Origin of the sequence: Streptomyces natalensis ATCC 27448, from assembly GCF_000935125.1 — a bacterium.
Taxonomy (GTDB): Bacteria; Actinomycetota; Actinomycetes; order Streptomycetales; family Streptomycetaceae; genus Streptomyces; species Streptomyces natalensis.
In genome coordinates this window covers 69,362-93,587 of record NZ_JRKI01000003.1, presented here as the reverse complement: position 1 = coordinate 93,587, position 24,226 = coordinate 69,362, and the positions used below count along the sequence as shown (strand labels likewise).

Genomic DNA, 24,226 nt, shown 5'->3' with positions numbered 1-24,226 from the left:
TCTCCTCAACCGGCGTCGCCGGCATCGCCGGTCAACGCCTCCAACGGATCAGCCCACTCAATGACGTCGACCTGGCGCGCGCCACGGGACTCGACCACGAGCACCGTCGCGCCCACCGGAAGGGGCTCGGCCGACCAGGCGACAAACGCCTCGGAGCCGCCCCTGACCGACACCAGAACCTCACCGGGGCCGGCGGTCCCACGAGTGCCGAGCAACAGCACTCCCGTGCAGCCGATCACGGCCTCGTCCTGCGCCATCGCCGGCTGCCTTCCCCGTTACGTTCCTGGAAAACCGACCTTAGCGCTCCACCGGTCGGCGGCCTATCCTCGGGGCGCGCCGAGCCGCGGATGGCCCCCTCGGGCCGGGGACGGCGCCGCCGGCCTTCAGTTTCCGGCGGGCGCGGGAGAACGCGGGGCGGTGATACGGGGGAGGAGCGGCAGCAGCGCCGAAATCGCCGCGGCCAGCGCCAGATTGACGGCGACGGCGCTGATCAGCGCATGCCCGTACGCGCCGACGTCGTGCCGCGCGGCGCCGCCCAGCGCGCTGTAGTAGAGGACACCGACGACGGCCACACCGACCGCGCCGCCCACCTGCTGGCAGGTCGAGAGCACGCCCGAGGCCATCCCCACCTCCGTCGGCCCGGCATGGCCGAGCACGGCGTTCAGCAGCGGCGTGACCAGCAGCCCGTTGCCCACGCCGACCAGCACCAGCCCCGGCGTCAGCGCCCAGGCCGTCAGACCCGTACCGGCGACGGCGACCAGCACGATCGTGACGGCGTACCCCAGGCCGCCGGTCAGCGCACCGGCCTGGAGCACCCGCCGTCCGAACCCGGCCAGCCGTCCCGCGGCGACGCTGGCCACGAAGAACGCGACGGCGAGCGGCGTATAGAGCAGCCCGGCCCCGAGCGCGTCCAGCCCCAGGCCGTCCTGGAGGGTGAGCGAGAGGATCAGGAAGAAGGAGTTGATGCCCGCGTACGCGACGACGACCAGGGTCGCGCCGACGGCGAACGGGCGCCTGCGCAGCAGCCCCGGATGGACCAGCGGAGCGCCGCCCGATGCCGCAACTCTCCGTTCCACCAGGCCGAATGCGGCGAACGCGAGGGCGCTGCCGGCCAGGCTGAGCCAGGTCCACAGCGGCCATCCGTACGCGCGTCCCTCGACCAGCGGCACCACCAGGAGGAACAGCGCCACGGTCAGGACGACGGCGCCCGGCAGATCGAGGCGGCGGGCCTCCGGAGCGCGCGATTCCGGCACCCGCACCAGGGCGAGGGCCACGGTGGCCAGTCCTATGGGGACGTTGACCCAGAAGATCGACCGCCAGGCGGACCCGAAGAGCTCGGCGGACAGGGGGGCGAGGCCGGCGGAGAGGAGGACGCCGCCGAGCAGCTGACCGACGACGGTGGCCAGGCCGATCACCGCACCCAGCGCACCGAATGCCTTCGGCCGCTGCGCCGCCGGGACCAGCACCTGAATCATCGCGAAGACCTGCGGGAACATCGCTGCGGCGGTCAGCCCCTGCACCAGCCGCGCGGCGATCAGGCCGCCGGGGCCGGGGGCCATGGCGCAGCCCACGGAGGCCAGCGTGAACAGGGTCATACCGAGGACGAAGAGGCGCCGGCGGCCGTAGCGGTCGCCCAGCCGGGCGCCGGTGATCAGGGCGAGCGCGTAGGTGAGTTGATAACCGGCCATGATCAGCTGGATGTCGGCGGCGGAGGCGTGCAGATCCGCCTGGATGGCGGGCGCGGCGACCAGCACGATGAAGGTGTCGAGGACGGCCATGAAGGCGCCGACCAGCACGATGGCCAGGGCCGGCCAGGGGGAGGACGGAGCGGCGTCGGGAGCAGGGGAGACCCCCATGGAGCGGGCGTCGGAGGGTTCGGTCCGGGTCATGCCGTAAGCGTCGGTCAGCCCCGAACGGACATACAGAGAGCGATTATGCTGGTGTTCCCGCTACCCCCTACGCCCGCTGCGAGTGTGATGGCCGACCTGGAGCGACGGCGCCGCCTGGCGGAATTTCTGCGGTCGCGCCGGGAGCGGATCACCCCGTCCGAGGCGGGCATACCCGCAGGGCCCCGTCGGCGCACACCGGGCCTGCGGCGCGAAGAGGTCGCCCAGCTCTCCGGGGTGAGCGTCACCTGGTACACCTGGCTGGAACAGGCGCGGGACATCACCGTGAGCCGCCAGGTGCTCACCAGCCTGGCCCGCGCCCTGATGCTCAGCTCCGTCGAACGCCGCCATCTCTTCGCGCTGGCCGACGAACGGCCCCCGGAGCAGCCGCCCGTACGCGGCCCGGGGCCCGCCCTGCAACGCCTCGTCGACGCCCTCACCCCGCACCCCGCCTACCTCCTGGACGCCAACTGGGACCTGGTCGGCTGGAACCGCGCCGAGGCCGGGCTGATCGGCGACCCGGCGCTGCTGGAGCCCGCCGAACGCAACCTGCTGTGGCTCGTCTTCACGGACCCGGCGCTGCGCACCCTGCTCGTCGACTGGGAGGGGCAGGCCCGCGATCTGGTCGCCCAGTTCCGGGCGGATACCCGCGGCCAGTTCGGCGAGGCCCGCTTCGAGCGGCTGACGGGCGAACTGCGGCGGCGCAGCGCGGAGTTCCGCACCTGGTGGGAGGCGCACGACCTCGCCGACTTCGGCACCACCCGCCGGAAGTTCGCCCATCCCGCCGTCGGCCCGCTGACCTTCGACTATGTGAAGCTGGCGGCGCTGGATGCGCCCGGGGTGAAGCTGTTCGCCTGCATGCCGGCCGATGCGGAGACGGGCCGGAAACTGCCGGAGTTGGCCGCGGCGGGGGCGAATACGGAGGCGGCGGTGGCGACGGAGGCGGCGCCCTCCTTGCCCTCCTTGACGGCGACGGCCTTGAAGAACGTGTAGTGGAAGCTCTCGTCGCCGACGCCGCCCGCCACCACAAGGAGGCGCTGCGCGACTACCTCACCACCCTGGCCCGCGACCTGGGCACACCAGAACCCACCGCGCTCGGCGCCCAGTTGGCCCTCCTGGTCGACGGCGCGATCGCCACGGCGGCCCTCACCGGCAGCCCCGACGCGGCGCACGAGGCCCGTACGGCGGCGGCGGTGCTGGTGGGGGCGGCCCGGGAGGTCTGAGGACGCCCGCCCTCCCGCGAACCTCCCGCCTGAACCGAGCCCTCCAACACCCCCTCCCAGGCAGGGGTGTGCGGGGGCCGACCGGTCGGCCCCCGCACAACTCCCCCACCGTTACGTCGCCGCCACCGTCACCGTCAGCGTCCGCGCCAGAGCCTCCAACGCGCCCTCCAGCTCCTCCCGGGTGATCGTCAGCGGCGGGGCCATACGGATGGTCGAGCCGTGGGTGTCCTTGACGAGGATGCCCTGCTGGAGGAGGCGTTCGCACAGGTCGCGGCCGGTGCCGAGGGACGGGTCGACGTCGATGCCCGCCCACAGGCCGCGGGTGCGGAAGCCGGTGACGCCCTTGCCTGTGAGGGCGGCCAGGCCGTCGTGCAGGACGGTGCCCAGTTCGGCGGCGTGGGACTGGAATGCGCCGGTTTCCAGGAGGTCGATGACGGCGGAGCCGACGGCGGCGGCCAGCGGGTTGCCGCCGAAGGTGGAGCCGTGCTGTCCGGGGCCGAGAACGCTCATGACCTCGCGGCGGGCGACGACCGCGGAGACGGGGACGATGCCGCCGCCGAGGGCCTTGCCGAGCAGCAGGACGTCGGGGACGACGGATTCGTGGTCGACGGCGAGTGTGCGGCCGGTGCGGCCCAGGCCGGACTGGATTTCGTCGGCGATCAGCAGGCAGTTGGTGCGCCGGGTCAGCTCGCGGACGCCGGTGAGATAGCCGTCGTCGGGGATGAGGACGCCCGCCTCGCCCTGGATGGGCTCGATCAGGACGGCGGCCGTGGTCTCGTCGACGGCCGCTTCGAGGGCGGCGAGGTCGTTGTAGGGGACGGTACGGAAGCCGGGGGTGAAGGGGCCGAAGCCGCCGCGGGCGGTGTCGTCGTCGGAGAAGCTGACGATGGTGGTCGTCCGGCCGTGGAAGTTGCCGGCGGCCACGACGACGGTGGCCCGGCCGTCCGGGACACCCTTGACGTCGTAGGCCCATTTGCGGGCCACCTTGATGCCGCTCTCCACGGCCTCGGCGCCGGTGTTCATGGGCAGCACCATGTCCAGGCCGGTCAGCGCGGCCAGGCGGGTGGCGAACTCGCCGAGGCGGTCGTGGTGGAAGGCGCGCGAGGTGAGGGTGAGCCGGTCGAGCTGGCGGTGGGCGGCCTCGATCAGCGCCGGATGGCGGTGGCCGAAGTTGAGGGCCGAGTAACCGGCCAGCATGTCGAGGTAGCGCCGGCCCTCGACGTCCTCGACCCAGACGCCCTCGGCGCAGGCGATGACCACGGGCAGCGGGTGGTAGTTGTGGGCGAGGACGGGCGCCTCGGCGTCGATGAGGGCGGAGGCGGAACGGGGGGTCCGCGGGGGAGCGATACGGGTGGGAGCGGTCATCAGCGGATCTCCTGGGTGCAGCACTTGATGCCGCCGCCGGCCTTGTGGAATTCGGAGAGGTCGACGGGGACGGGGAGGTAACCGCGGTCGGTCAGCTGGGCGATGAGGCCGGTCGCGGTGGGGGAGATGAACACATGGCGGCCGTCGGAGACGGAGTTGAGGCCGAAGGCCAGGGCGTCGTCGCGGGTGGCGAGCAGGGCGTCGGGGAACAGCTGGCGCAGCACCTCGCGGCTGCCGGAGGAGAACGCCTCGGGGTAGTAGGCGATCGTCGCCTCTCCGGTGCGGTTCCCCGTGCCGTCCCCCCAGCTGCCCCCGATGCCGTCCCCGGGTGCGTCGTCGACGACGAACAGGGCCGTGTCCAGGTGGTAGAAGTACGGGTCCACCAGCCGCAGGCCGATGGTCGGGACGCCGAAGAACTCCTGGACCTCGGCGTGCGCCTCGCGGGTGGTGCGAAAGCCCGTACCGGCCAGGAGGTAGCGGCCGGCCGGGACGAGATCGCCCTCGCCCTCGCACACCGATTCCGGCTGGTAGACGTCGTAGCCGGCCGCCTTGAACCAGGTCGCGTACTCACCCGCCTCCGGGCGCCGCTGGGCTGCGTGGAAGAGGGAGCCGAATGCCTTGCGGGGCCGGCCGGCCAGGGTGAGGGCGGAGTTGGCGGCGAAGACCATGTCGGGCAGGCCCGGGACCGGGGGCACGGAGACCACCTGGTGGCCGTGGTCGAGGTAGGTGCGGATCAGGGTCTGCCACTGTTGGGCGGCGCGGGCGGTGTCGACCGGCGCGTCCTTGTCCATCCACGGGTTGATGGCGTAGTGCACGGCGAAATATCTGGGTTCACACACCAGGTAGCGCCGGGGGCGCGCCACACGAGACGTCAGCACACAAGCATCCCTTCGCTTCTGCGGGACGGGGTGACCGGGGGTGACCGCTCGTCACCCGGGGCGCTTCCACGGTACGGAGCGCCCGATTCGGGCCACAAGAAACGAAAGCTGCTCAATGGCGCAGGAATGCTGCGCATCAGGGCCGGTTATGGCCGGTTCGCTGCGTCGGCAGGGACTCGCCCCGGGTGTCCTGGGCCGGGGACGGCTGTCGGGCGCCCGCCTCGGGGCTGTCGGGCAGGAGGTGCGAGAGGACCATGTAGCTGATCGTCTTGCGGATGAACGGTTCGATCCGGATCCGTTCCAGGACCTCCTCGAAGTGCTCGACGTCGGTGGCCCGTACGTGCAGCAGCGCATCGGCGCCGCCGGTCACGGTCATCGCGGCGGTGATCTCCGGATGGTTGCGGACGACCTCCGCCAGGCGCCGCGGCGGGGCGGCACTGTCGCAGTACACCTCGACATACGCCTCGGTGAGCCAGCCGAGCGCGGCCGGGCGCACGGTGGCGGTGAAACCCGTGATCACGTCGTCGGCACGCAGCCGGTCGACGCGGCGTTTGACCGCGGTGGACGACAGCCCGACGGCCGCGCCGATCTCGGCGAAGCTGGCCCGTCCGTTCTCCATCAGCGCGGCGACGATCTTGCGGTCCAGAGCGTCGAACGGGGCGGCCTTGTGGGGCATGGCGGGCGACCCTTCAAGAAGGCGGTACGAGGGTGCGCCCACCGTATCGTTGACCTCCTCTCTCGCCTGAGAGCGAGAGATTCCCTCCCTGGCGCCCGTCGCGACGGCTCGCCTTGAGTCGGGTTCCTGTTTCCTCCCCACCTTGGTGGGGGTTGTGCGCGCTGCCTGGCTGTTGCCTGGTCTTACGTGCGCTCCGCAGGCGCTTACTCGCGCCGTTGCCGGCGCGAGGCCCCAGGTCCTGGGGTGGGTGGTGCTGTCGCCGCGAGGACGCGGCGGCCTTCATCGCGGACATTGCGTCCGGCGTTCCAGTCCCGGTCGTGCCGGGCAGTCGGCATTCCTCGGAACCTGCTGATACGGCCCCTGGGTCAGGCGCACACGCGGATTGCCGAGCAGCTTGTTCGACGCTTTCACCGTCTTGATCCGGGCCAGGGCGTCGTTCCAGACCACACGCTTGCACCCGAACACCCTGGCGGCGCGGAGGCACTGGTCGGGCGTCGGAAACACGCGGTACTGGTACCGAAGCTGCATATCCACCACGCTAACGGGCTTCACTGACAACGCCCGCTCCCAGACCGGACCTCCGTGTCTGCACGACACCTTCCGGACCCCGGTGGCGTTGGCCCAGGTCTCGTCATCAAATCTCCAGGTCAGCCATCGATGCAGGTCAGATGGGGTGGCGTAACTCCGCCGTAATGCGGGGCGCCTAGCGTCGGGGACCGTTCGGGGACCGGTCGGGGGCAACGAGGAGGCGGCATGCGCGATCCGATACCGGGGCACGGGGCGGCGGGTGAGGGGCTGACGCGGGCCGACCGGGCGCGGCGGGTGGCGCAGGTGCTGCGGGGGCAGGTGCTGCGCGGGGCGTTTCCCGGTGGGGTGCTGCCGGACGAGCGGGCGCTGATCGCGGAGTTCGGGACGACGCGCAACACGGTGCGCGAGGCGCTGGGGCTGCTGCGCGACGAGGGGCTGGTGGAGCGGCGGCGCGGGGTGGGGACGGTGGTGGTCGGGCGGACGTACCGGCATCCGCTGGGGGAACTGTCCGGGCTGGCCGAGGTGCTCCAGCGGCACGGCACGGTGGTCAACGAGGTGCGGGAGGCCCAGGCCGTACGGCCTCCGGGCGCGGTGGCGCGGCGGCTGGGGCTGGCGGAGGGGGAGCCGGCCGTCTATCTGGAGCGGCTGCGCCGGGTCGACGGGACGCCGCTGTCGCTGGACTGCACCTATCTGATCCCGGAGGTGGGGGAGCCGCTGCTGGCGCGCGGGCGGGGCGCGCTGGAGGGCCAGGACGTCTTCGATCTGATCGAGCGCGGGGTGGGGCTGCCGCTGGGCCGGGCCGAGGTGTCGGTGCAGGCGGTGGTCGCCGATCCGGCGACCTGCGCGGTGCTGGCGATGCCCGAGGGCGGCGCGGTGCTGGCCGTCGAACGGCTCACCCGGCTCGCCGACGGCCGCCCCGCCGACCTGGAGTTCATCCAGCTGCGCGGGGACCGGCTGACGCTGCACGCCACCCTCGACCGGGCGCGGGGTACGGGCACCGGCCCGGCCCGCCCGGCGTAGGGCCTGTTCCATGGGTCAGGCCCTCGGGACCGGCCGGTGAGCCGGCCGCGTGCCGCGCTGACCGCCGCCCTGTGTCTGTGCGTGACCCTGGTCGTCGGCATGGTCTCCGCCGTGAACCTGGCCGTTCCCCGCCTGGCCGCCGGGTCCCTGCACCCCTCCGCGGAGGCGGTCGTCTGGGTCGTCGACGGCTATGTCGTCGTCTTCGCCTGTCTGCTGGTGCCCGCCGGGGCGCTGGCCGACCGGCGGGGGCGCAAGGGCACGCTGCTGTGCGGGATGGCGGTGTTCACGGCCGGGGCGGCGGTGTGCGCGGCGGCGCCGCACATCGGTGTGCTGATCGCGGGGCGGATGCTCAGCGGGGCGGGCGCGGCCGCCGTACTGCCCACCACGCTCGCGCTCCTGGTGGACGGGCTGGCGGACGGGCCGCGGCGCCGGGCGATCGCCGTCTGGGCGTCGATGACCGGGCTGGCCGCCGTCCTGGGCAACGTCGGCGGCGGTGCGGCCCTGCACTTCGGCACCTGGCGCACCCTGTTCGTCTGCCTGGTGCCGCTCGCGCTGGCCGCGCTGCTGCTGGCCGCCGCCGTCACCCCGGTCACCGCCCGGTATCCGCGTCCGCTCGACCCGCTCGGCAGTGCGCTGCTGACCGCGGGATTCCTCGCCCTGCTGTACGGGATGGTGTCGGGGCCGCAGGCGGGGTGGGGCAGTCCGGTGGTGCTGGGGGCGCCGGCCGCGGCGGGGGTGCTGCTGGCGTGCTGGGCGCGCCATGAACTGCGGGTCGCCGAGCCGCTGCTGGACCCGCGCCTGTTCGCCCGCCCCGGTGTCCGCGCGGGGGCGGTCGGCATGGCGGCGCTGTTCACCGGCATGTTCGGGCTCTTCTATCTCAACGGTCAGTATCTGCAATACGCCAAGGGATACGGGCCGTTGGGGGCGGGGGTGCGGCTGCTGCCGATGGCGGCGGCGCTGCTGGCCGGGCCGCGCTGCGGGCTGTGGCTGGAGCGGGGGTGCGGGCGGCGCGGCACGGTGGTGGTGGGCATGGTGGTGCTCGCGGGCGGGCTGGCGACGGTGTCCGTCGCGGATGCCGGTACCCCGTACGCGCTCTATGCCCTGGGCGCCGGGCTCACCGCGCTCGGCTGCGGCATCGCCACCCCGCTCCTGTCGCACGTCATGATGGCCGCGCTGCCCGCCGCGCGGGCCGGTGTCGGCTCCGGACTCCAGAGCCTGACCCGGGAGTTGGGCAGCGCCCTGGGCATCGCGGTGACGGGGACGATCACCACGGCGGTGTTCACGGCCCGTCTGCCCGCGGCGCTGGCGGGGCCCGGCCGGCCGACGACGGTTGCCGCGGCCGAGGCCCGTACGACGGACGGGCGGGTCCGGGAGGCGGTGGTGGCGGCGTTCACGGGCGGGCTGCACACGGCGACGCTGGTGCTGGCGGCGGGGGTGGTGGGGGCGGCGGTGGTCGTGGCGCGGTGGATGCCGGGGGAGGAGACATGAGGAGACGTGGGGCGGGGGGAGACAGGAGGAGACGGAGAAGGGGCGGTGACCGGCCGCCACCAGTCACCGCCCCGGCTTTGTCGGGCGCCGACCCCGCAAGACACCCGCTGTGCGCCCGCCGCCCGTACGCGCCCTCCCGGTCCGCGCCCTACCGCGGCTCCACCCGCCGGATGTCCGCCTTCCGTACGACCTCGGGCCCCACCTTCGCCGCCCGTTCGACCAGCGCGCGGGCGTCCCAGTCCGGGGGCCAGCCCTCCCACAGCCGCAGCCGGCCGTTGACCACCACCGCGGTGATCAGATCGCGGTTCGCCAGGCGGACGAGTTCCCACTGGAGGCCGTAGGACGGGGTGAGTTCGGGGACGGCGAGGTCCACGACCAGGTAGTCGGCGGCCTTGCCGACCGCGATCCGGCCGGTGACCCGGCCCAGTCCGAGTGCATCGGCGCTGCGCGAGGTGGCGTGTTCCAGCCACCGGCGTCCGGCGCCGCACACCGAATCGCCGGTCGCCATACCGCTGGTCAGCCGCTGTGCCGACTCGGCCGCGTCCAGCAGCCGGAAGCCGTCACCGCGGGTGCCGTCGGTGCCCATCCCGAACCGCACGTCCAGCGCGGCCAGCATGTCGGCCTGGGCGACGGCATTGCCCTTCCAGGCGCTGGCCACCGGGTTGTAGCTGATCGCCGCGCCGGAGTCGGCGAGCATCCGCATCTCGGCGGGGGTGAGCAAGGTGGCGTGCGCGCCGAGGGTGTGCGGCCCCAGGGCGCCGATGTGGTGCAGATGGTCGACCGGGCGGCGGCCCACGCTCTTCAGCGACCGCTCCACGGAGGCCAGATGCTCGTTCACATGGATCTGGAGGACCGCGCCCGCCTCCGCGCACAGGTCCGCGGTGTGTTTGATGACGGCGGCGGTGGCGTCCTCGGGGACCGCGATGGCCAGCGACGGATGGATCAGCGGGTGTTTTTCCCACCGCGACAGGTGCGCGGGGCCGCCGGTGCCGTCGGAGACGATTTTGCCCAGGACGCAGCGGATACCGGCCTCTTCGGTGCCCTTGGCCACGGCCGCCACATCGACCGGGGCGCGGGTGCCGGCGTCGGCGACGGTGGTGAAACCGCCGCGCAGCGCCTCCAGCGCGGCCAGTTTCGCCGAGAGGTAGGCCGTGTCCTCGTCCAGGGCGTGCTCCAGCGGCTCCCACACCGTCTTGAAGATCTCCGACGGCTGCCCGAAGGACTGGGCCTTGCCGAAGCTCTGGGTGAGGTGATGGTGGGCGTCGACGAAACCGGGCATCAGCAGACGGCCGTCGAGGCGGACCGGCCGCAGGTCCCGGTGGGCGCCCAGGAGTTCCTCGGCCGGGCCGATACGGCGGAAGGTCCCGCCCTCCACCAGGACCGCCCGGCCGCGTACCGGGCCCTCCGGCAGCAGCAGCACCTCGGGTACGAGCAGCTGCCGCGCCCCGTGGAAGTGCGCGGGCCGCAGGCCGTCGTCCCCGCCGTACCGTCCGTGGGCGGCATCCGGGGCGGCAGCGTCCGCCGAGGCCGTGCCGCCGATGCCCGTTGCGCCCATGTATCCGCCCACCCCGGCCAGAAATCCTCGTCTGCCGAAGCCGCTGTGCCGTGCGTTCGCCAACCCGCTCGCCTGCTTCCCGTACTGCGGTACGTGTGTACCTCTCGCTGACTGCTCCCCGGGGTGGCCCGAACCTTAGGACCGCGCCAGAAGCGGAACAAGGCTTCCGACATGCGGGATTCACGAGGTAGGGAGGCGGGTGGCGCAGCCCTCGCACGCCCACGCGGCCGCACAGGCCATGAGCTACGGGACGGCCGCGCCGGGTGGCGTAACGTCGCCGAAACATGCCCGGAGTGCCGCACGCACACCGCAGGGGGCGCCGCACGCGCACCGCAGGGGTGGTGCCTATGGGGCACATGGGATCCTGGTGCGTCATGCGGCGTTGGCCGGGGCTTCAGTGGGCTTTTGGGGTGGATCGATGAAACTGTGCTTCCTGGTGGAGGAGCAGTACCGCCATGACGGCATGCCGCTGGATGTGATCCGCCAACTCGACGCCTGGGGCCACCAGGTGGACGTGGTGTGGCCGGGCCGGTCGCTGATCCGGATATCGGAGGCGATACGGGCGGGCAGCCACGACGCCTGGGTGCTCAAGACCGTCTCCGGCGGGCCGGGCCTGACCCTGCTGGAAGCCGCCGCCGCGGTCGGCCTGACGACCGTCAACGACGCCCGGATGATCCGCGGCGTACGCGACAAAGCGCTGGCGGCGGTGCTCGCGGCCCGCAGCGGACTGCCCGTTCCGCCCACCTATGTCGCGGCCCGGCCCGAGGAGTTCGCCGAACTGCCCGCAGTGGCCTACCCGCTGGTGGTCAAGCCCGCCGACGGCAGCTCCGGGCGCGCCGTACGGCTGGTCGCCTCGCCCGAGTGCCTGCTGGAGACGGGTTTCGAGAACGCCGGCGGCGGACTGCTGATCGCGCAGCCCTATGTGCCCAATTCCGGCACCGATCTGAAGGTCTACAGCGTGGCCGGCGACCTCTTCGCCACCGAGCGCCGCTCCCCGCTGCACCCCGCGCACACCGTCCGCGAACGCCAGGTCCCGCTCACCCCCGAAATCGCCCGGATCGCCGCCCGGATCGGCGAGGTGCACGGGCTGGACCTGTACGGCGCCGACATCCTGCTCGGGCCGGACGGGCCGGTGGTCGTGGACGTCAATGACTTTCCCAGTTTCCGTCAGGTGCCCGATGCGGTGGCGCGGGTGGCGGATGCGGTGCTGCGGCTCGCGCGGGACGGGGCGCGTACCCAGGCTCCGGTGGCGGCCCTGGCGCTGGAGGGCGCCCGATGAGGATCTGCCTGGTGACCGCGGACCCCGGGCATCCGCTGCTGGCCGCCACCGCCGCGCTCCTGGAATCCCGCCACCGGGTGGAGGTCCTGGACCCGGGCGCGGACCCCGGGCCGATGGACGCCTCGGGGGCCGGTCTCGCCGATGTCTATCTCCTCAAGGCGCGCACGCCGCGGGCGCTGGCCCTGGCCGCCGTCCTGGAGGAGCGCGGTGCGGTGGTCGTCAACTCCGCCGCGGCCACCGCCCGTTGCCAGGACCGGGTGCAGATGGCCGAGCTGGCGCGGGGCGCCGGACTGCCGTTCGCCGCGACCCGCTCCGTACCCACCCTCGCCCGCCTGGCCGCCGACGGACCGGCCGTGCCCCTGGTCGTCAAGAGCCGCCACAGCCGCCGCCACGATCTGGTGGCCCGCGCCGACGACGCGGCGCAGCTGCGCGAACTGGCCGCCGCCTGGCCCGACGAGCCCGTCATAGCCCAGGAGTTCACCGCCAACAGCGGCTGGGACCACAAGCTGTGGGTCGTCGACGGTCGCCTCTTCGCCGCCCGCCGCCGCTCCGAACTGGCCCCCGGCGGACGCGGCCCGACGCTGCCGCTGCCCGTGGACGAGCTGCCCGTCGACTGGTGCGCCGCGGCGCTGCGGATCGGCGAGATCTTCGGCCTGGAGGTCTACGGCGTGGACATCCTCGACGCCGGTGACGGGGCGCCGCTCATCGTGGACATCAACGCCTTCCCCGGCATCCGCGGCCAGGCGGGCGCGCCGGAGGCGCTGGCGGAACTGGCGCTGCGGGCGGCCGCGGGCGCACGGCCTTTTACCAACAACGCCCCCCTGAAGGCAACTTAAAGCCGCGAAAAGCCTATTCCGCCCCGCCCCCGGGTAGTGCTGTGCCGGAAATCCGGCATGCACCGGTATGCCGGTACCCGTGGGAGAGGCGGCAGCAATGACCAGGCCGACGACACAGCCGTTCGACTTGCCGAACTTCTATACGCCGTATCCGGCGCGGCTGAACCCGCATCTGGACGAGGCCCGGCGGCACTCGAAGGAATGGGCCCGGCGCATGGAAATGCTGGAGGGCTCGGGAATCTGGGACGAAAGAGATCTCGACGGGCACGACTATGCCCTGCTGTGCTCGTATACCCATCCGGACTGCTCCGCCGAGGCGCTCTCGCTGGTCACCGACTGGTATGTCTGGGTCTTCTTCTTCGACGACCACTTCGTGGAGAAATTCAAACGGACCCTGGACCGCGCGGGCGGCAAGGAATATCTCGACCGGCTTCCGGACTTCATGCCGATGGACCTGGACACGCCCGTGCCGGAGCCGGCCAATCCCGTGGAGGCGGGGCTCGCCGATCTGTGGGCGCGCACCGTACCCGCGATGTCGAAGGAATGGCGGGCGCGGTTCCGGGAAAGCACCGAGCATCTGCTCAACGAATCCCTGTGGGAACTCTCCAATATCCATATCCACCGCGTCCCCAACCCCGTCGAGTACATCGAAATGCGGCGCAAGGTCGGCGGCGCCCCGTGGTCCGCGGGCCTGGTGGAGTACGCGGCGGGGGCCGAGGTCCCGGCCGCCGTCGCCGGGACGCGGCCGCTGCGGGTACTCAGGGACACCTTCGCCGACGCCGTCCACCTGCGGAACGACCTCTTCTCCTATCAGCGCGAGACGCAGGACGAGGGCGAGCTGAGCAATGGCGTCCTGGTCCTGGAGACCTTCCTGGGCTGCACGACACAGGAGGCCGCGGACTCCGTCAACGACCTGATCACCTCCCGTCTCCAGCAGTTCGAGAACACCGTCTTCACCGAACTCCCCGTCCTCTTCGCGGAAGAGGCCCTCGACCCGCGGTCCTGCGCCGCCGTGCTGGCGTACGCCAAGGGGCTCCAGGACTGGCAGTCCGGCGGCCATGAATGGCATCTGCGCTCCAGCCGCTATATGAACGGCGGTGGGGCGGGCGCCCCGGATGCCGCCTCCTGGTCGCCGTTCGCCGTCGGCGGGATCGGCACCTCCGCCACGGATGTGCACTCCGCCCTCGCCGCCCCCGAGATCCGCCGTGCGCGGCGCTCCACCCATACGCCGTACCAGAAGGTCGGCCCGTCCCGTATCCCCGACATCTTCATGCCGTTCACCGCCTCCCTCAGCCCCCACCTGGACCGCGCCCGCCGCAACTGCCTCGCCTGGGCACGCCGGATGGGCCTGCTGGAGCCGGAACCCGGCATCCCGCACTCCGGCATCTGGGACGAAGAGGCGCTCGCCGGATACGACCTCCCGCTGAGCGCGGCGGGCATCGACCCGGACGCCACGCCCGAGGAACTCGACCTCAACTCCCAGTGGCAGACCTGGGGCACCTACGCCGACGACTACTACCCCGTGGTCTTCGGCCGGACCCGCGACCTGGCCGCGGCCAGGGCGGCCACCGCGCGGCTGTCGGCCCTGATGCCCCTCGACGACGCCACCCCCGCCCCCGAACCGGCCACCGCCATGGAACGCGGCCTGGCCGACCTGTGGTCCCGTACGGCGGGTCCCATGACCCCGGACGCGCGCCGCACCTTTCGCGCCGGCGTCGACACGATGCTGGCCAGCTGGCTCTGGGAGCTCGACAACCAGGCGCAGAACCGTATCCCCGACCCCGTCGACTACCTTGAGATGCGCCGGGCGACCTTCGGTTCGGACCTCACCATGGCCCTGGGCCGCATCGGCCACGGCCGGCAGCTCCCGGACGAGATCCACCGCAGCGGCACCCTGCGCTCCCTGGAAAACGCCGCCGCCGACTACGCGATGCTGGTCAACGACGTCTTCTCGTACCAGAAGGAGATCGAGTTCGAGGGCGAGATCCACAACGGGATCCTGGTCGTCCAGAACTTCTTCGACTGCGACTACCCGACCGCGCTGGCCATCGTCAACGACCTGATGACCTCCCGGATGCGCGAATTCCAGCACCTCGCCGCCAACGAACTTCCCCTCGTCTGCGACGACTTCAGGCTCCCGGCCGACGGCCGCGCCGCCCTCGACGCCTACGTCCGGGAACTGGAGGACTGGATGTCCGGCATCCTCGCCTGGCACCACGGCACCCACCGCTACCGGGAATCCGCGCTGCGCCACCGCCCGGACGCCCCCGCCCGGCTCGCGGCGCCCACCGGGCTGGGGACGTCGGCCGCGCGGATCATCCGGTCCCTCGCCGCGGCGGTGGGGTAGTCCGCGGCCGGCCGGCTTCCCGGGGTCGGGGGCCGTCTGAGGGGCGCGGGCGGCGCTCCGACGTGCAGCCCCGCCCCCGGTGCGCAGGCGCCGCCCGCGAATTGCGGGGCCCGGTGCCCGGCGGGACGCTGGAGTTGAGGTCGACACCGGCAGCTCGTCGAGGAGCGGTGCGCCATGGACGGCACCACGTGGGAACAGCTGCGCAGCGCGCTGCGCGGGCCGGTCATCGGGCCCCGGGACCCCGAGTATCCCGGGGCCCGCACGGTCTACAACGCGATGATCCACCGGCGCCCGGCCGCCGTGGTGCGGTGCGCGGACGCCGCCGATGTGATGGCCGCGGTCGACTTCGTCCGGGATCACGGACTGGAGCTCGCCGTCCGCGGCGGCGGCCACAGCGGCGCCGGCCTGTGCGTCCAGGACGACGCCGTCACCCTCGACCTGTCGCCGATGCGCTGGGTCCGCGTCGATCCGGTGGCCAGGACCGCCCGGGTCGGCGGCGGCAGCCCGCTCGGCGATCTCGACCATGCCACGCACGCCTTCGGCCTGGGCGTGCCCTCCGGCATCGTCTCGACGACCGGCGTCGGCGGCCTCACCCTCGGCGGCGGCCACGGCCATCTCACCCGCAAATACGGGCTGACCGTCGACAGCCTGGTGGGCGCGGACGTGGTGCTGGCCGACGGCAGTTTCGTCACCGCCAGTGCGACCGAGCACCCGGACCTGTTCTGGGCGCTGCGCGGGGGCGGCGGCAATTTCGGGGTGGTGACCTCCTTCAATTTCCAGCTGCGGCCGGTGCACACGGTGGGCGGCGGCGTGACGCTGTGGCCCGTCGACCAGGCCCGCGAGGTGCTGGAGTGGTACCGCGACTTCCTGCCCGCCGCGTCCGAGGACCTCAACGGCTTCTTCGCCCAGCTGGTGGCGCCGCCCGTGCCGCCGTTCCCGGAGGACATCCACGGGCACAAGATGTGCGGCGTGGTGTGGTGCTGGACGGGCGATCTGGCCGCGGTCGAGACGGCGCTGGCGCCGCCGGACGGACCCGGCGCGCCGACCTTCCACTTCGCGGCGCCGATGCCGTATCCCGTGCTCCAGACCCTTTTCGACGAGCTGTATCCGCCGGGGCTCCAGTGGTACTGGCGGGGCGCGTTCTTCGACCGGATCAGCGACGACGCGATCGGGGTGCATCTGAAGTACGGCGAGAACATCCCGACGGACCTGTCGACCATGCATCTCTACCCCGTCAACGGGGCCGCGGCGCGCGTCGGCAAGGACGATACGGCGTGGGCCTACCGGGACGCCGTCTGGTCCGGCGTCATCGCGGGCGTCGACCCCGACCCGGACAACGCGGCGACCATCAAGGAGTGGACGGTCGACTACTGGGAGGAGCTGCATCCGCATTCCATGGGCGGGGCCTATGTGAACTTCATGGGCGCCGACGAGGGCCACGACCGCGTCCGCGCCACCTACCGGGACCACTACGACCGGCTGGCGGCCGTCAAGCGGACCTACGACCCCGGCAACCTCTTCCGCGCCAACCAGAACGTCGCACCGGCGGGGCCCGCCACCGCCTCTTAGTCAACTGGCCTGCGAGGACGGCGAGTTGGCGATGTCTGCGGCGGCCATTCTGGATACCCGCGAGTAATTCGTTAGGGTCCGTTCGAATTCCGGCGTCGGCAGGAGCCGAGGATCCGGACCGGTAGCGGCCCGTCCGCCAGGGCCTAGCATCGGAGCAGGTCACCGACCCGGCAAAGGCACCGATCATGGATCCAGCTGCTGCGGCACCGCCCGCCCGTACCGGCATCAGTCTGCGGCAGCTGCTGATGTCGCTGGGCGAGCCCCTGGTGGAGTTGCAGGCCGCGCCCGCCGGGCTCGACGTGGAGATCCTTGAGGTCGCACTGCTCGACCCCGAGGACGAGCCGGCCGCTTCTGCAGGTGCGCTGGTGCTGGCCATCGGGGCCCGGGGCCGCGCCGCCTTTCCCGCGCTGCGGGCCGCTGGGCGGGACGGGGCCGCCGCCGTCGCCGTGAAGCTCGACGCCCCCGGTCAGGCCGCCGCCCTCAGCGAGACCGCCGTCGAGGCGGGCGTGGCACTGCTGTCCGTACGGCGCGACGCGCGCTGGGAGCAGGTGGACGCGATGGCCCGCGCGGCGCTTGAGGACGCGCCGTCGGGGGACAGCGGCGAGGCAGGCGGGGAGCAGGACCTCTTCGCGCTGGCGCAGACCACCGCCGTACTCACCGGGGGCATCGTCAGCATCGAGGACACCACCACCCGCGTGCTGGCCTACTCCCGCGCCGGCGACTCCGACGAGGTGGACGATCTGCGCCGGCTGTCCATCCTGGGCTGGCAGAGCCCGGAGGAGTATCTGGCGCGGCTGCGTGAGTGGGGCGTCTTCCAGCGGCTGCGTGCCTCGGACGAGGTGGTCCACATCGACAGCCATCCGGAGCTGGGCATCCGCCGCCGGCTGGCGGTGGCGATCCGCTCCGGGGAGCGTCAGCTGGGCATCATCTGGGTGCAGGAGGGCTCGACGGCGCTGACCGAGCACGCGGACCAGGTGCTGCTGGGGGCCGCCCGGGTCGCCGCGCTGCACCTCGTACGCCGCCGCCGCGAGCTGTCCGCCGATCTGACGCTGACCCGGACGCTGGTCGCCGGTCTGCTGGAGGGCGCCACGGGGCCGCAGCCGCTGGCCACGCATCTGGGGCTCGATGCGGCCCGTCCGGCGGCCGTTCTGGGTTTCTCGTACGGCGGCGGCGAGGCGGCCGCGTCCGAACTGACCCGCGCCGAGGTCAGCAATCTGATCTCGGTGCACACCGCGGCCCGGCACCGCAGCTCCCTGGTCGTGCAGGCCGATCTGCGCACCTATGTGCTGCTGCCGCAGCTGCCGCGCAGTATCGATCTGGGCACCCTGCGCGGCTGGGGGCAGGAGATCAGCGAGGCGGCGGGCCGCCATCTGGGGCTGGTGCTGCGCGGTTCGGTCGGCTGCATCGTGCCGGGGCTCGGGGAGGTGCCCGAGTCGCGGCGCGAGGCGGACCGGATCCTGGACGCCATGGTGCGGGTCGGCGTCGCCACGACCGTCGCCGCGCTGCCCGACATCCAGGCCGAGGTGCTGATCAGCGAACTGCTGGCGCTGCTCGGCGCGCACCCCGAACTGCGCGACCCCCGGCTGACCGCCCTGGTGACGCACGACAGCCGCAGCCAGGGGCAGCTGGCCGAGTCCGTCCTGGCGTATCTGAACGCCTTCGGGGACGTCCGTGCCGCGGCCGCCGAGCTGCATGTGCACCCCAATACGCTGCGCTACCGGCTGCGCCGGACCGAGGAGCTGACCGGGCTGGATCTGAGCCGGCCCGATCAGCGGCTGCTGGCGATGCTCCAGCTGCGGCTGGCGGCGGCGGGCCGAGCGGTCGGGGGCTGAGGAGCCGGGGGCTGAGGGGCCGCGGGCCGAGGAGCCGGGTGCCGGTGTGCGGCCGGGCCCGTCGCCCCGCCTTCCTTCGAAAATGGGCCGTATACCCCATTTAGGGGGCCTTGTTGGGGGTATCTCCATGGGGTGGACACATGCGATCTGGGCAAGGCGGCCACCGCCGAACTGGACGGGCAGGGGCGGATCGTCGCCTGGACCCGGGCGGCGGAGCGGCTGCTGGGCTATCCGGCCGCGGAGATCCTCGACCATTCCGCCGCGGAGCTGCTGGCGGTGCCCGGCGACACCGCACGGGTGGCCGCCATCGCCCGGTGGTGCCGGGCGGGCGACGGCTGGGGCGGCTCGGTCGCCGCGCGCCACCGCGACGGGCGCGAACTCCAGCTGGCGGTGCAGGTGACCCCGGTCGTCGACGGGCGCGCGGCCGGGCCGGACCGCGAGCGGTGGTCGGTGCTCGCCCTGGAGGAATGGCGGATGCCCGGCGGCGGCGTCAACCAGCTGATGCTGGAGCCGTTTCTGGCGCATGCGCCCGTCGGGATGGCCGTACTGGACACCGCGCTGCGCTACGTATGGGTCAACGACGTCCTGGAGAAGCTGATCCCGCTGGAGCGGCGGCTGGGGCGCACGGTGCACGAGGTGCTGCCGAAGCTGGAGGCGGAGGCGTTCCAGGAGCGGATGCAGCGGGTCCTTGCGACCGGCTCCCCGGTGATGGACTACGAGTTCCGGAGCCCCACCTACGCCGACCCCAGCCAGGAACGCGCCTACTCCGCCTCCTTCTTCGTCCTGGACGACCCCCGCGGCCACCGCGTCGGCATCTGGTACATGGTCATCGACGTCACCGAACGCTGGCGGGCCCAGGAGCGCCTGGCCCTGCTCAACGACGCCGGCGCCCGCATCGGCAGCACCCTCGACGTCAACCGCACCGCCCAGGAGCTCGCCGAGGTCGCCGTCCCGCCGCTGGCCGACTTCGCCTGCGTCGACCTGCTCGACTCCGTCATCCGGGGCGAGGAGCCGGCCTCCGCCACCGTCGGCGGCACCCCGCTGATGCGCCGCAGCGGGCAGCAGTCCGTCAACGAAGGCTGCCCGGAGGCGGCGCTGGCCATCGGGCAGGCCGTCGAGCGGGCCGCCTCCTCCCCGATCGCCCAGTGTCTGTTCCGGGGCGAGTCCCTGGTGGAGCCCGTCCTGGACCTCGACCACAGCGCCTGGGTCACCGAAACACCGGAGCGGGCCGCCGTGGTGCGCACATTCGGCCTGCGATCGGTGCTGATCGTGCCCGTCCGGGCCCGCGGCGTCACCCTCGGCGCGGCCACCTTCGTCCGCTCCGCCCGGCTGGGCCCGTTCGTCGCCGACGACGTCCGGCTCGCCGAGGAACTCGTCGGCCGCGCCGCCCTGTGCGTCGACAACGCCCGCCGCTACACCCGCGAACGCACCGCCGCCCGCGTCATGCAGCGCAACCTCCTGCCGCACGAGCTGACCGGCGGCTCCGCCCTGGAGGCGGCGTCCTGGTACTTCCCGGCGGACGCCCCCAGCGGCGTGGGCGGCGACTGGTTCGACGTCATCCCGCTCTCCGGCGCCCGGGTCGCCCTGGTCGTCGGGGACGTCGTCGGACACGGCATCGACGCCGCGGCCACCATGGGCCGGCTGCGCACCGCCGTACGCACCCTGGCCAATCTGGATCTGCCGCCCGACGAACTGCTGGCCCGCCTCGACGACCTGGTCATCGGCCTGGTCGAGACGCGCGGCGCGGATGCGGCGGCGGAGGCGGAGTATGCGAGCGTGGCCGCCACCTTCATGGGCGCGACCTGCCTGTACGCCGTCTACGATCCGGTCAGCCGCAAATGCACCATGGCCCGCGCCGGTCATCTGCCGCCCGCGATCGTCACCCCCGACGGCAGCGTCGACTTCCCCGAACTGCCCGCCGGACCGCCGCTGGGCCTGGGGGCGATGCCCTTCGAGTCCGTGGAGCGCGAACTGGCCGAGGGCAGTCTGATCACCCTCTACACCAACGGGCTCATCGAGGCCTGCGGCCGGGACATCGGCGTCGGCCTGAACCGGCTGAGCAACGCCCTCGCCGCGCCCGGCGCGACGCTCAAGGAGATCGGCGGCAATGTCGTCCAGGCGCTGCTGACCGGCCCGCCGTCGGACGACGCCGCCCTGCTGCTGGCCCGCACCCGCGCCCTGGGCGCCCACCAGGTCGCCTCCTGGGACCTGCCCGCCGACCCGGCCGTGGTCTCCGGCGCCCGGCTGCTCGCCGACCGCCAGCTGACCGAATGGGGCATGACCCCCCTGGTCTTCTCCACCGAACTGATCGTCAGCGAACTGGTCACCAACGCCATCCGCCACGCCGCCGGACCGCTCACCCTGCGCCTGATCCGGCAGGCCGCCCCCGACGCGCTGATCTGCGAGGTCTTCGACGCCTCCAGCACCTCCCCGCGGCTGCGGCACGCCCGGACCACCGACGAGGGCGGGCGCGGGCTGTTCATCGTGGCGCAGCTCACGCGGCGGTGGGGGACGCGCTACACCTCCACGGGAAAGATCATCTGGGCGGAGCAGGGCGCCGGGTCCGACACCGCGACTGCCTGACCGCCTGACGGCCCGGCCGCCCGGCTTACCGGCGTATTCACCGCCTGTTCGGCCACCCGCCCCGCCGCTGTCGCCCCCGCCTGGTGCGCTGTCGGCGACGGTACGAGCCGCGGCGGCCGCCCCGTGCATTGGCCGTCCGAACAGCCATCCGGGACGAATTTGTCGGGCCGGACAAATACGCCGTCGCGGATCGCCGCATACGCTTACGCAAATCCCACACCGGACGTGATGCCGCTCACCTCTCACGAGGAGGCCGGGCCACGGCGTGGACGCGCAGCAGGCGCCTCCCCACCCACGCTGGCATCGAACGACCGCGGCCCCCTGTCGCCGCGGTCGACACGCGTCAGGGCCACGATCGCCACCTGCCACCAACCGGCCCTTGCGCGCGTCCGCATCCCGGGCAAACGCAACTGACAACACCACCGAGAACCCCGGCGCGCAGCCGGCCACCGAGGCGATCCCAGCAGTCACCCCGTGCATGACCCCTCAACCCTCATGGATGTCACGATGACCACACCTCCCCCCGGCCGCGTGGCCGCGCCGCCCGCACCTCCCGGCACCGGTCACTCCCCGGAGCAGTCAGGTCTCCAGTCGGGCCTCAAGAACCGCCATCTGTCCATGATCGCCGTCGGCGGGGTCATCGGCGCCGGCCTCTTCGTCGGCTCCGCCTCCGGCATCAAGGCCGCCGGCCCCGGCATTCTGCTCTCCTACGCCCTGGTCGGCGCGCTGGTCGTGTTCGTCATGCGGATGCTGGGCGAGATGGCCGCGGCAAACCCCACCTCCGGCTCCTTCTCCGCCTACGCGGACCGGGCGCTGGGCCGCTGGGCCGGTTTCTCCATCGGCTGGCTGTACTGGTTCTTCTGGGTCGTCGTCCTCGCCGTCGAGGCGACCGCCGGCGCCGGCATCCTCACGAGCTGGGTCCCGGCCGTCCCGCAGTGGGCCTGGGCACTGATCGTGATGGTCGTGCTGACCGCCACCAACCTCACCTCGGTCGCCTCGTTCGGCGAGTTCGAGTTCTGGTTCGCGGGCATCAAGGTCGTCGCCATCGCGGCCTTCATCGTCCTGGGCGGCCTGGCGATCTTCGGCGTCCTGCCCGGCTCCGGCCACGCCGCCACCGGCTTCGGCAACCTCACCTCGCACGGCGGCTTCCTGCCCCACGGCCCCAGCGCGATCCTCACCGGCGTCCTGATGGTCGTCTTCTCCTTCATGGGCAGCGAGATCGTCACCCTCGCCGCCGGCGAGTCCGAGGACCCCGAGCGCGCCGTCACCAAGGCCACCAAGAGCGTGATCTGGCGGGTGGGCATCTTCTACCTCGGCTCGATCCTGGTCGTCGTCTCCCTCCTGCCGTGGAACGACCCCTCGATCGCCAAGAAGGGCTCCTACGTCGCGGCCCTGGACACCATCGGCATCCCGCACGCCGGCGAGATCATGAACGTCATCGTGCTGACCGCCGTGCTCTCCTGCCTGAACTCCGGCCTCTACACCGCCTCCCGGATGGCCTTCTCGCTCGGCCAGCGCGGCGACGCACCCGCGGCCTTCGCCCGGACGAACTCCCGGGGCGTCCCGCAGGCCGCGATCCTGGCCTCGGTCCTCTTCGGCTTCATCGCGGTGGGCTTCAACTACCTGTGGCCGACCACCGTCTTCCAGTTCCTGCTGAACTCCTCGGGTGCCGTCGCGCTCTTCGTCTGGCTGGTCATCTGCTTCTCGCAGCTGCGGATGCGCGGCATCATCCTGCGCGAGAACCCCGAGAAGCTCGTCGTGCGCATGTGGCTCTTCCCGTACCTGACCTGGGCCACCATCGCGATGATCTCCTTCGTGCTGGTGTACATGCTCACCGACGACAGCCCCGGCGGTGGCCGGATCCAGGTGCTGCTGTCGCTGCTGGTCGCCGTGGCTGTGGTCGGCATCTCCCTGGTCCGCGACGTGCTGGCCCGGAGCCGCGGCGCCGTCACCAGGTAGAACGGCGGGGAAGCGTTACACCTCGGTAACCGTAAGTCGCTGTACGGGCGGCGGTCTGCATGGCAGGCTGCCGCCCATACGGCTGCCCCCACATAATTTCCGCCGAATTTCCTCTCCGTCCGCACGTCCGGAAGGCCGCCCGCCCGCCATGCCTGCCTTCATACGCCGCCGCAGCGGCAGCCGTCCCCGTCTGGCCCCCGAGCTCGACGACACCACCCTCGGCAAGGTCCGCCGCCGCGTGCTGACCTGCTGGGACCGTGGCGCCCTCGACACCGCCGTGATGGCCCTGCTGGGCCAGGTGATCGACGAGGCCGGCCAGGACTGGGACCGCAAGGCCCACCGCCTGGAGGTGCTGGCCCAGGCCGCCGGGCGGGCGCTGCCCGGCATCTGGCGGGAGCACAAACCGCGCGACCCCAACGCTCTGCTGCTGCACGCCTGGTCGGAGATCATCCAGGCCCGGCAGCAGGAGGCCCCCGGCGATCTGTCCGCCGTACGCGACACCTGCCGGTTCGCCGCCGAACTGGTCCCCGACGACCCCACCCCCTGGACCCTCCATCTGGCCGCCCTGCGGCTGGAGCGCCGCCCCACCCGCGAGCTCTCGCCGATCTGGCGCGAGATCAAGGCCCGCGACCCGTGGAACCGCGAGGCCCACCTCCAGGCCCTGGCCTATCTGTCGCCGGAGGAGTGCGGCTCCAGCGTCCTGGTCCTCGACCTCCTCGACGGCATCCGCGCCGAGATGCCGGCCGACGCCCCCACCGCGGCCCTGGAACTGACCGCCATCGTCCGCAACCACCAGCGCGCCGTCGCCGGCGGCGGCCTGATGGCCCTGGGCGCCGCGGAGATCTGGCGTCGCGCCGACGTCGCCCGCACCCTCGACCAGGCGGCCCAGGACTGGCCGACCCCTGGTTTCCTCAAGCACGCCGCCGCGCTGGCCGATCTCAACCTGCTGGCCTACGCCTTGCTCAAGTCCACCCGCCCGACCGACGCCGGCATCGCACTGCGGGCGACCGGGGGAGTGGGAACCCCGTGGCCGTGGAGCCTGGACGGGGACCCGCTGGAGCGGTACTCGCACTTCTACGGGCGGCACCGTACGGCGAAGTGAGGGTGCGTCAGGGTTTGGCGTTGAGTTGACGTCCCGTCACATTCCCCTGAGACGTGCGGTGTTGTCCTCCCCTCAGGTATTTTCCGCCACTGACGGTGCG

General features: G+C 72.6%; 19 protein-coding genes. 12 read left to right on the top strand and 7 right to left on the bottom strand.

The window, feature by feature from the left end; translation table 11 throughout:
- Positions 1-5: 5 nt before the first annotated feature.
- On the bottom strand, positions 6-257 hold the full coding sequence (locus SNA_RS01380) for a hypothetical protein (RefSeq protein WP_030068340.1): 252 nt from the start codon (positions 255-257) through the stop codon (positions 6-8).
- 126 nt (positions 258-383) lie between these two features.
- Positions 384-1,889, bottom strand: a complete 1,506-nt coding sequence (locus tag SNA_RS01375) for an MFS transporter (protein WP_078969602.1) — start codon at positions 1,887-1,889, stop codon at positions 384-386.
- An 87-nt stretch (positions 1,890-1,976) separates the two neighbouring features.
- Here SNA_RS01375 and SNA_RS01370 point away from each other — a divergent pair, with 87 nt between their 5' ends.
- Together SNA_RS01370 and SNA_RS01365 are read left to right on the top strand one after the other, a co-directional pair.
- The gene (locus tag SNA_RS01370) at positions 1,977-2,879 is read left to right on the top strand and encodes a helix-turn-helix transcriptional regulator (RefSeq protein WP_078969601.1); all 903 of its coding nucleotides are present in this window, start codon (positions 1,977-1,979) and stop codon (positions 2,877-2,879) included.
- Positions 2,879-3,109, top strand: coding sequence for a hypothetical protein (locus SNA_RS01365; protein ID WP_052808858.1), 231 nt, complete (start codon positions 2,879-2,881; stop codon positions 3,107-3,109). Before SNA_RS01370 ends, SNA_RS01365 begins: the two co-directional genes overlap by 1 nt.
- A 111-nt stretch (positions 3,110-3,220) precedes the next feature.
- Here the strand turns inward: SNA_RS01365 and rocD are convergent, their stop codons facing one another.
- The 4 genes from rocD to SNA_RS43060 all read right to left on the bottom strand — a co-directional run bounded on the left by rocD (position 3,221) and on the right by SNA_RS43060 (position 6,556).
- Positions 3,221-4,474, bottom strand: coding sequence for an ornithine--oxo-acid transaminase (rocD, locus tag SNA_RS01360; protein ID WP_030068335.1), 1,254 nt, complete (start codon positions 4,472-4,474; stop codon positions 3,221-3,223).
- Positions 4,474-5,352 carry a dimethylargininase gene (gene ddaH / locus SNA_RS01355; protein WP_104531879.1) on the bottom strand — a complete coding sequence of 293 codons (879 nt, stop codon included), beginning with the start codon at positions 5,350-5,352 and terminating at the stop codon, positions 4,474-4,476. Before ddaH ends, rocD begins: the two co-directional genes overlap by 1 nt.
- A 136-nt stretch (positions 5,353-5,488) precedes the next feature.
- Complete coding sequence (locus tag SNA_RS01350) at positions 5,489-6,028, bottom strand: Lrp/AsnC family transcriptional regulator (RefSeq protein ID WP_044362646.1); 540 nt, start codon at positions 6,026-6,028, stop codon at positions 5,489-5,491.
- Positions 6,029-6,307: 279 nt separating this feature from the next.
- Positions 6,308-6,556, bottom strand: a complete 249-nt coding sequence (locus tag SNA_RS43060) for a helix-turn-helix domain-containing protein (protein ID WP_030068332.1) — start codon at positions 6,554-6,556, stop codon at positions 6,308-6,310.
- Positions 6,557-6,781: 225 nt separating this feature from the next.
- On the opposite strand from SNA_RS43060, the gene SNA_RS01340 reads away from it, so the two are divergent.
- A complete protein-coding gene (locus SNA_RS01340; protein ID WP_037791894.1) occupies positions 6,782-7,576 on the top strand; it encodes a GntR family transcriptional regulator in 795 nt (264 codons plus the stop codon).
- Between the two features lie 36 nt (positions 7,577-7,612).
- Positions 7,613-9,064 carry an MFS transporter gene (locus SNA_RS01335; RefSeq protein WP_275041977.1) on the top strand — a complete coding sequence of 484 codons (1,452 nt, stop codon included), beginning with the start codon at positions 7,613-7,615 and terminating at the stop codon, positions 9,062-9,064.
- Between the two features lie 148 nt (positions 9,065-9,212).
- Here SNA_RS01335 and SNA_RS01330 read toward each other — a convergent pair whose 3' ends face one another.
- Positions 9,213-10,619, bottom strand: coding sequence for an amidohydrolase family protein (locus SNA_RS01330; RefSeq protein WP_078969648.1), 1,407 nt, complete (start codon positions 10,617-10,619; stop codon positions 9,213-9,215).
- Between the two features lie 418 nt (positions 10,620-11,037).
- Between SNA_RS01330 and SNA_RS01325 the strand changes: the two genes are divergently transcribed.
- The 8 genes from SNA_RS01325 (at position 11,038) to SNA_RS01290 (ending at position 24,126) form a co-directional block, all read left to right on the top strand.
- Entirely contained in the window at positions 11,038-11,898 is an 861-nt protein-coding gene (locus SNA_RS01325) for an ATP-grasp domain-containing protein (RefSeq protein ID WP_030068327.1), read from the top strand.
- Complete coding sequence (locus SNA_RS01320; RefSeq protein WP_044362633.1) at positions 11,895-12,734, top strand: ATP-grasp domain-containing protein; 840 nt, start codon at positions 11,895-11,897, stop codon at positions 12,732-12,734. Before SNA_RS01325 ends, SNA_RS01320 begins: the two co-directional genes overlap by 4 nt.
- Before the next feature lie 97 nt (positions 12,735-12,831).
- Positions 12,832-15,081, top strand: a complete 2,250-nt coding sequence (locus tag SNA_RS01315) for a terpene synthase family protein (protein WP_104531878.1) — start codon at positions 12,832-12,834, stop codon at positions 15,079-15,081.
- Between the two features lie 174 nt (positions 15,082-15,255).
- Entirely contained in the window at positions 15,256-16,650 is a 1,395-nt protein-coding gene (locus SNA_RS01310) for an FAD-binding oxidoreductase (RefSeq protein WP_030068324.1), read from the top strand.
- A 185-nt stretch (positions 16,651-16,835) separates the two neighbouring features.
- Positions 16,836-18,482, top strand: a complete 1,647-nt coding sequence (locus tag SNA_RS01305; RefSeq protein ID WP_044362629.1) for a PucR family transcriptional regulator — start codon at positions 16,836-16,838, stop codon at positions 18,480-18,482.
- Between the two features lie 132 nt (positions 18,483-18,614).
- Positions 18,615-21,065 carry a SpoIIE family protein phosphatase gene (locus SNA_RS01300; RefSeq protein ID WP_044362627.1) on the top strand — a complete coding sequence of 817 codons (2,451 nt, stop codon included), beginning with the start codon at positions 18,615-18,617 and terminating at the stop codon, positions 21,063-21,065.
- A 507-nt stretch (positions 21,066-21,572) separates the two neighbouring features.
- On the top strand, positions 21,573-23,024 hold the full coding sequence (locus SNA_RS01295; protein ID WP_030068322.1) for an amino acid permease: 1,452 nt from the start codon (positions 21,573-21,575) through the stop codon (positions 23,022-23,024).
- 148 nt (positions 23,025-23,172) lie between these two features.
- Entirely contained in the window at positions 23,173-24,126 is a 954-nt protein-coding gene (locus SNA_RS01290) for a hypothetical protein (RefSeq protein ID WP_044362625.1), read from the top strand.
- Positions 24,127-24,226: the final 100 nt, after the last annotated feature.

Coding starts and splice junctions, on each gene's coding strand:
- SNA_RS01380 (WP_030068340.1), bottom strand. CDS start 257: ATGGCGCAGGACGAGGCCGTGATCGGCTGCACGGGAGTGCTGTTGCTC.
- SNA_RS01375 (WP_078969602.1), bottom strand. CDS start 1,889: ATGACCCGGACCGAACCCTCCGACGCCCGCTCCATGGGGGTCTCCCCT.
- SNA_RS01370 (WP_078969601.1), top strand. CDS start 1,977: ATGGCCGACCTGGAGCGACGGCGCCGCCTGGCGGAATTTCTGCGGTCG.
- rocD (WP_030068335.1), bottom strand. CDS start 4,474: ATGACCGCTCCCACCCGTATCGCTCCCCCGCGGACCCCCCGTTCCGCC.
- SNA_RS01350 (WP_044362646.1), bottom strand. CDS start 6,028: ATGCCCCACAAGGCCGCCCCGTTCGACGCTCTGGACCGCAAGATCGTC.
- SNA_RS43060 (WP_030068332.1), bottom strand. CDS start 6,556: ATGCAGCTTCGGTACCAGTACCGCGTGTTTCCGACGCCCGACCAGTGC.
- SNA_RS01340 (WP_037791894.1), top strand. CDS start 6,782: ATGCGCGATCCGATACCGGGGCACGGGGCGGCGGGTGAGGGGCTGACG.
- SNA_RS01330 (WP_078969648.1), bottom strand. CDS start 10,619: ATGGGCGCAACGGGCATCGGCGGCACGGCCTCGGCGGACGCTGCCGCC.
- SNA_RS01325 (WP_030068327.1), top strand. CDS start 11,038: ATGAAACTGTGCTTCCTGGTGGAGGAGCAGTACCGCCATGACGGCATG.
- SNA_RS01320 (WP_044362633.1), top strand. CDS start 11,895: ATGAGGATCTGCCTGGTGACCGCGGACCCCGGGCATCCGCTGCTGGCC.
- SNA_RS01315 (WP_104531878.1), top strand. CDS start 12,832: ATGACCAGGCCGACGACACAGCCGTTCGACTTGCCGAACTTCTATACG.
- SNA_RS01310 (WP_030068324.1), top strand. CDS start 15,256: ATGGACGGCACCACGTGGGAACAGCTGCGCAGCGCGCTGCGCGGGCCG.
- SNA_RS01305 (WP_044362629.1), top strand. CDS start 16,836: ATGGATCCAGCTGCTGCGGCACCGCCCGCCCGTACCGGCATCAGTCTG.
- SNA_RS01295 (WP_030068322.1), top strand. CDS start 21,573: ATGACCACACCTCCCCCCGGCCGCGTGGCCGCGCCGCCCGCACCTCCC.
- SNA_RS01290 (WP_044362625.1), top strand. CDS start 23,173: ATGCCTGCCTTCATACGCCGCCGCAGCGGCAGCCGTCCCCGTCTGGCC.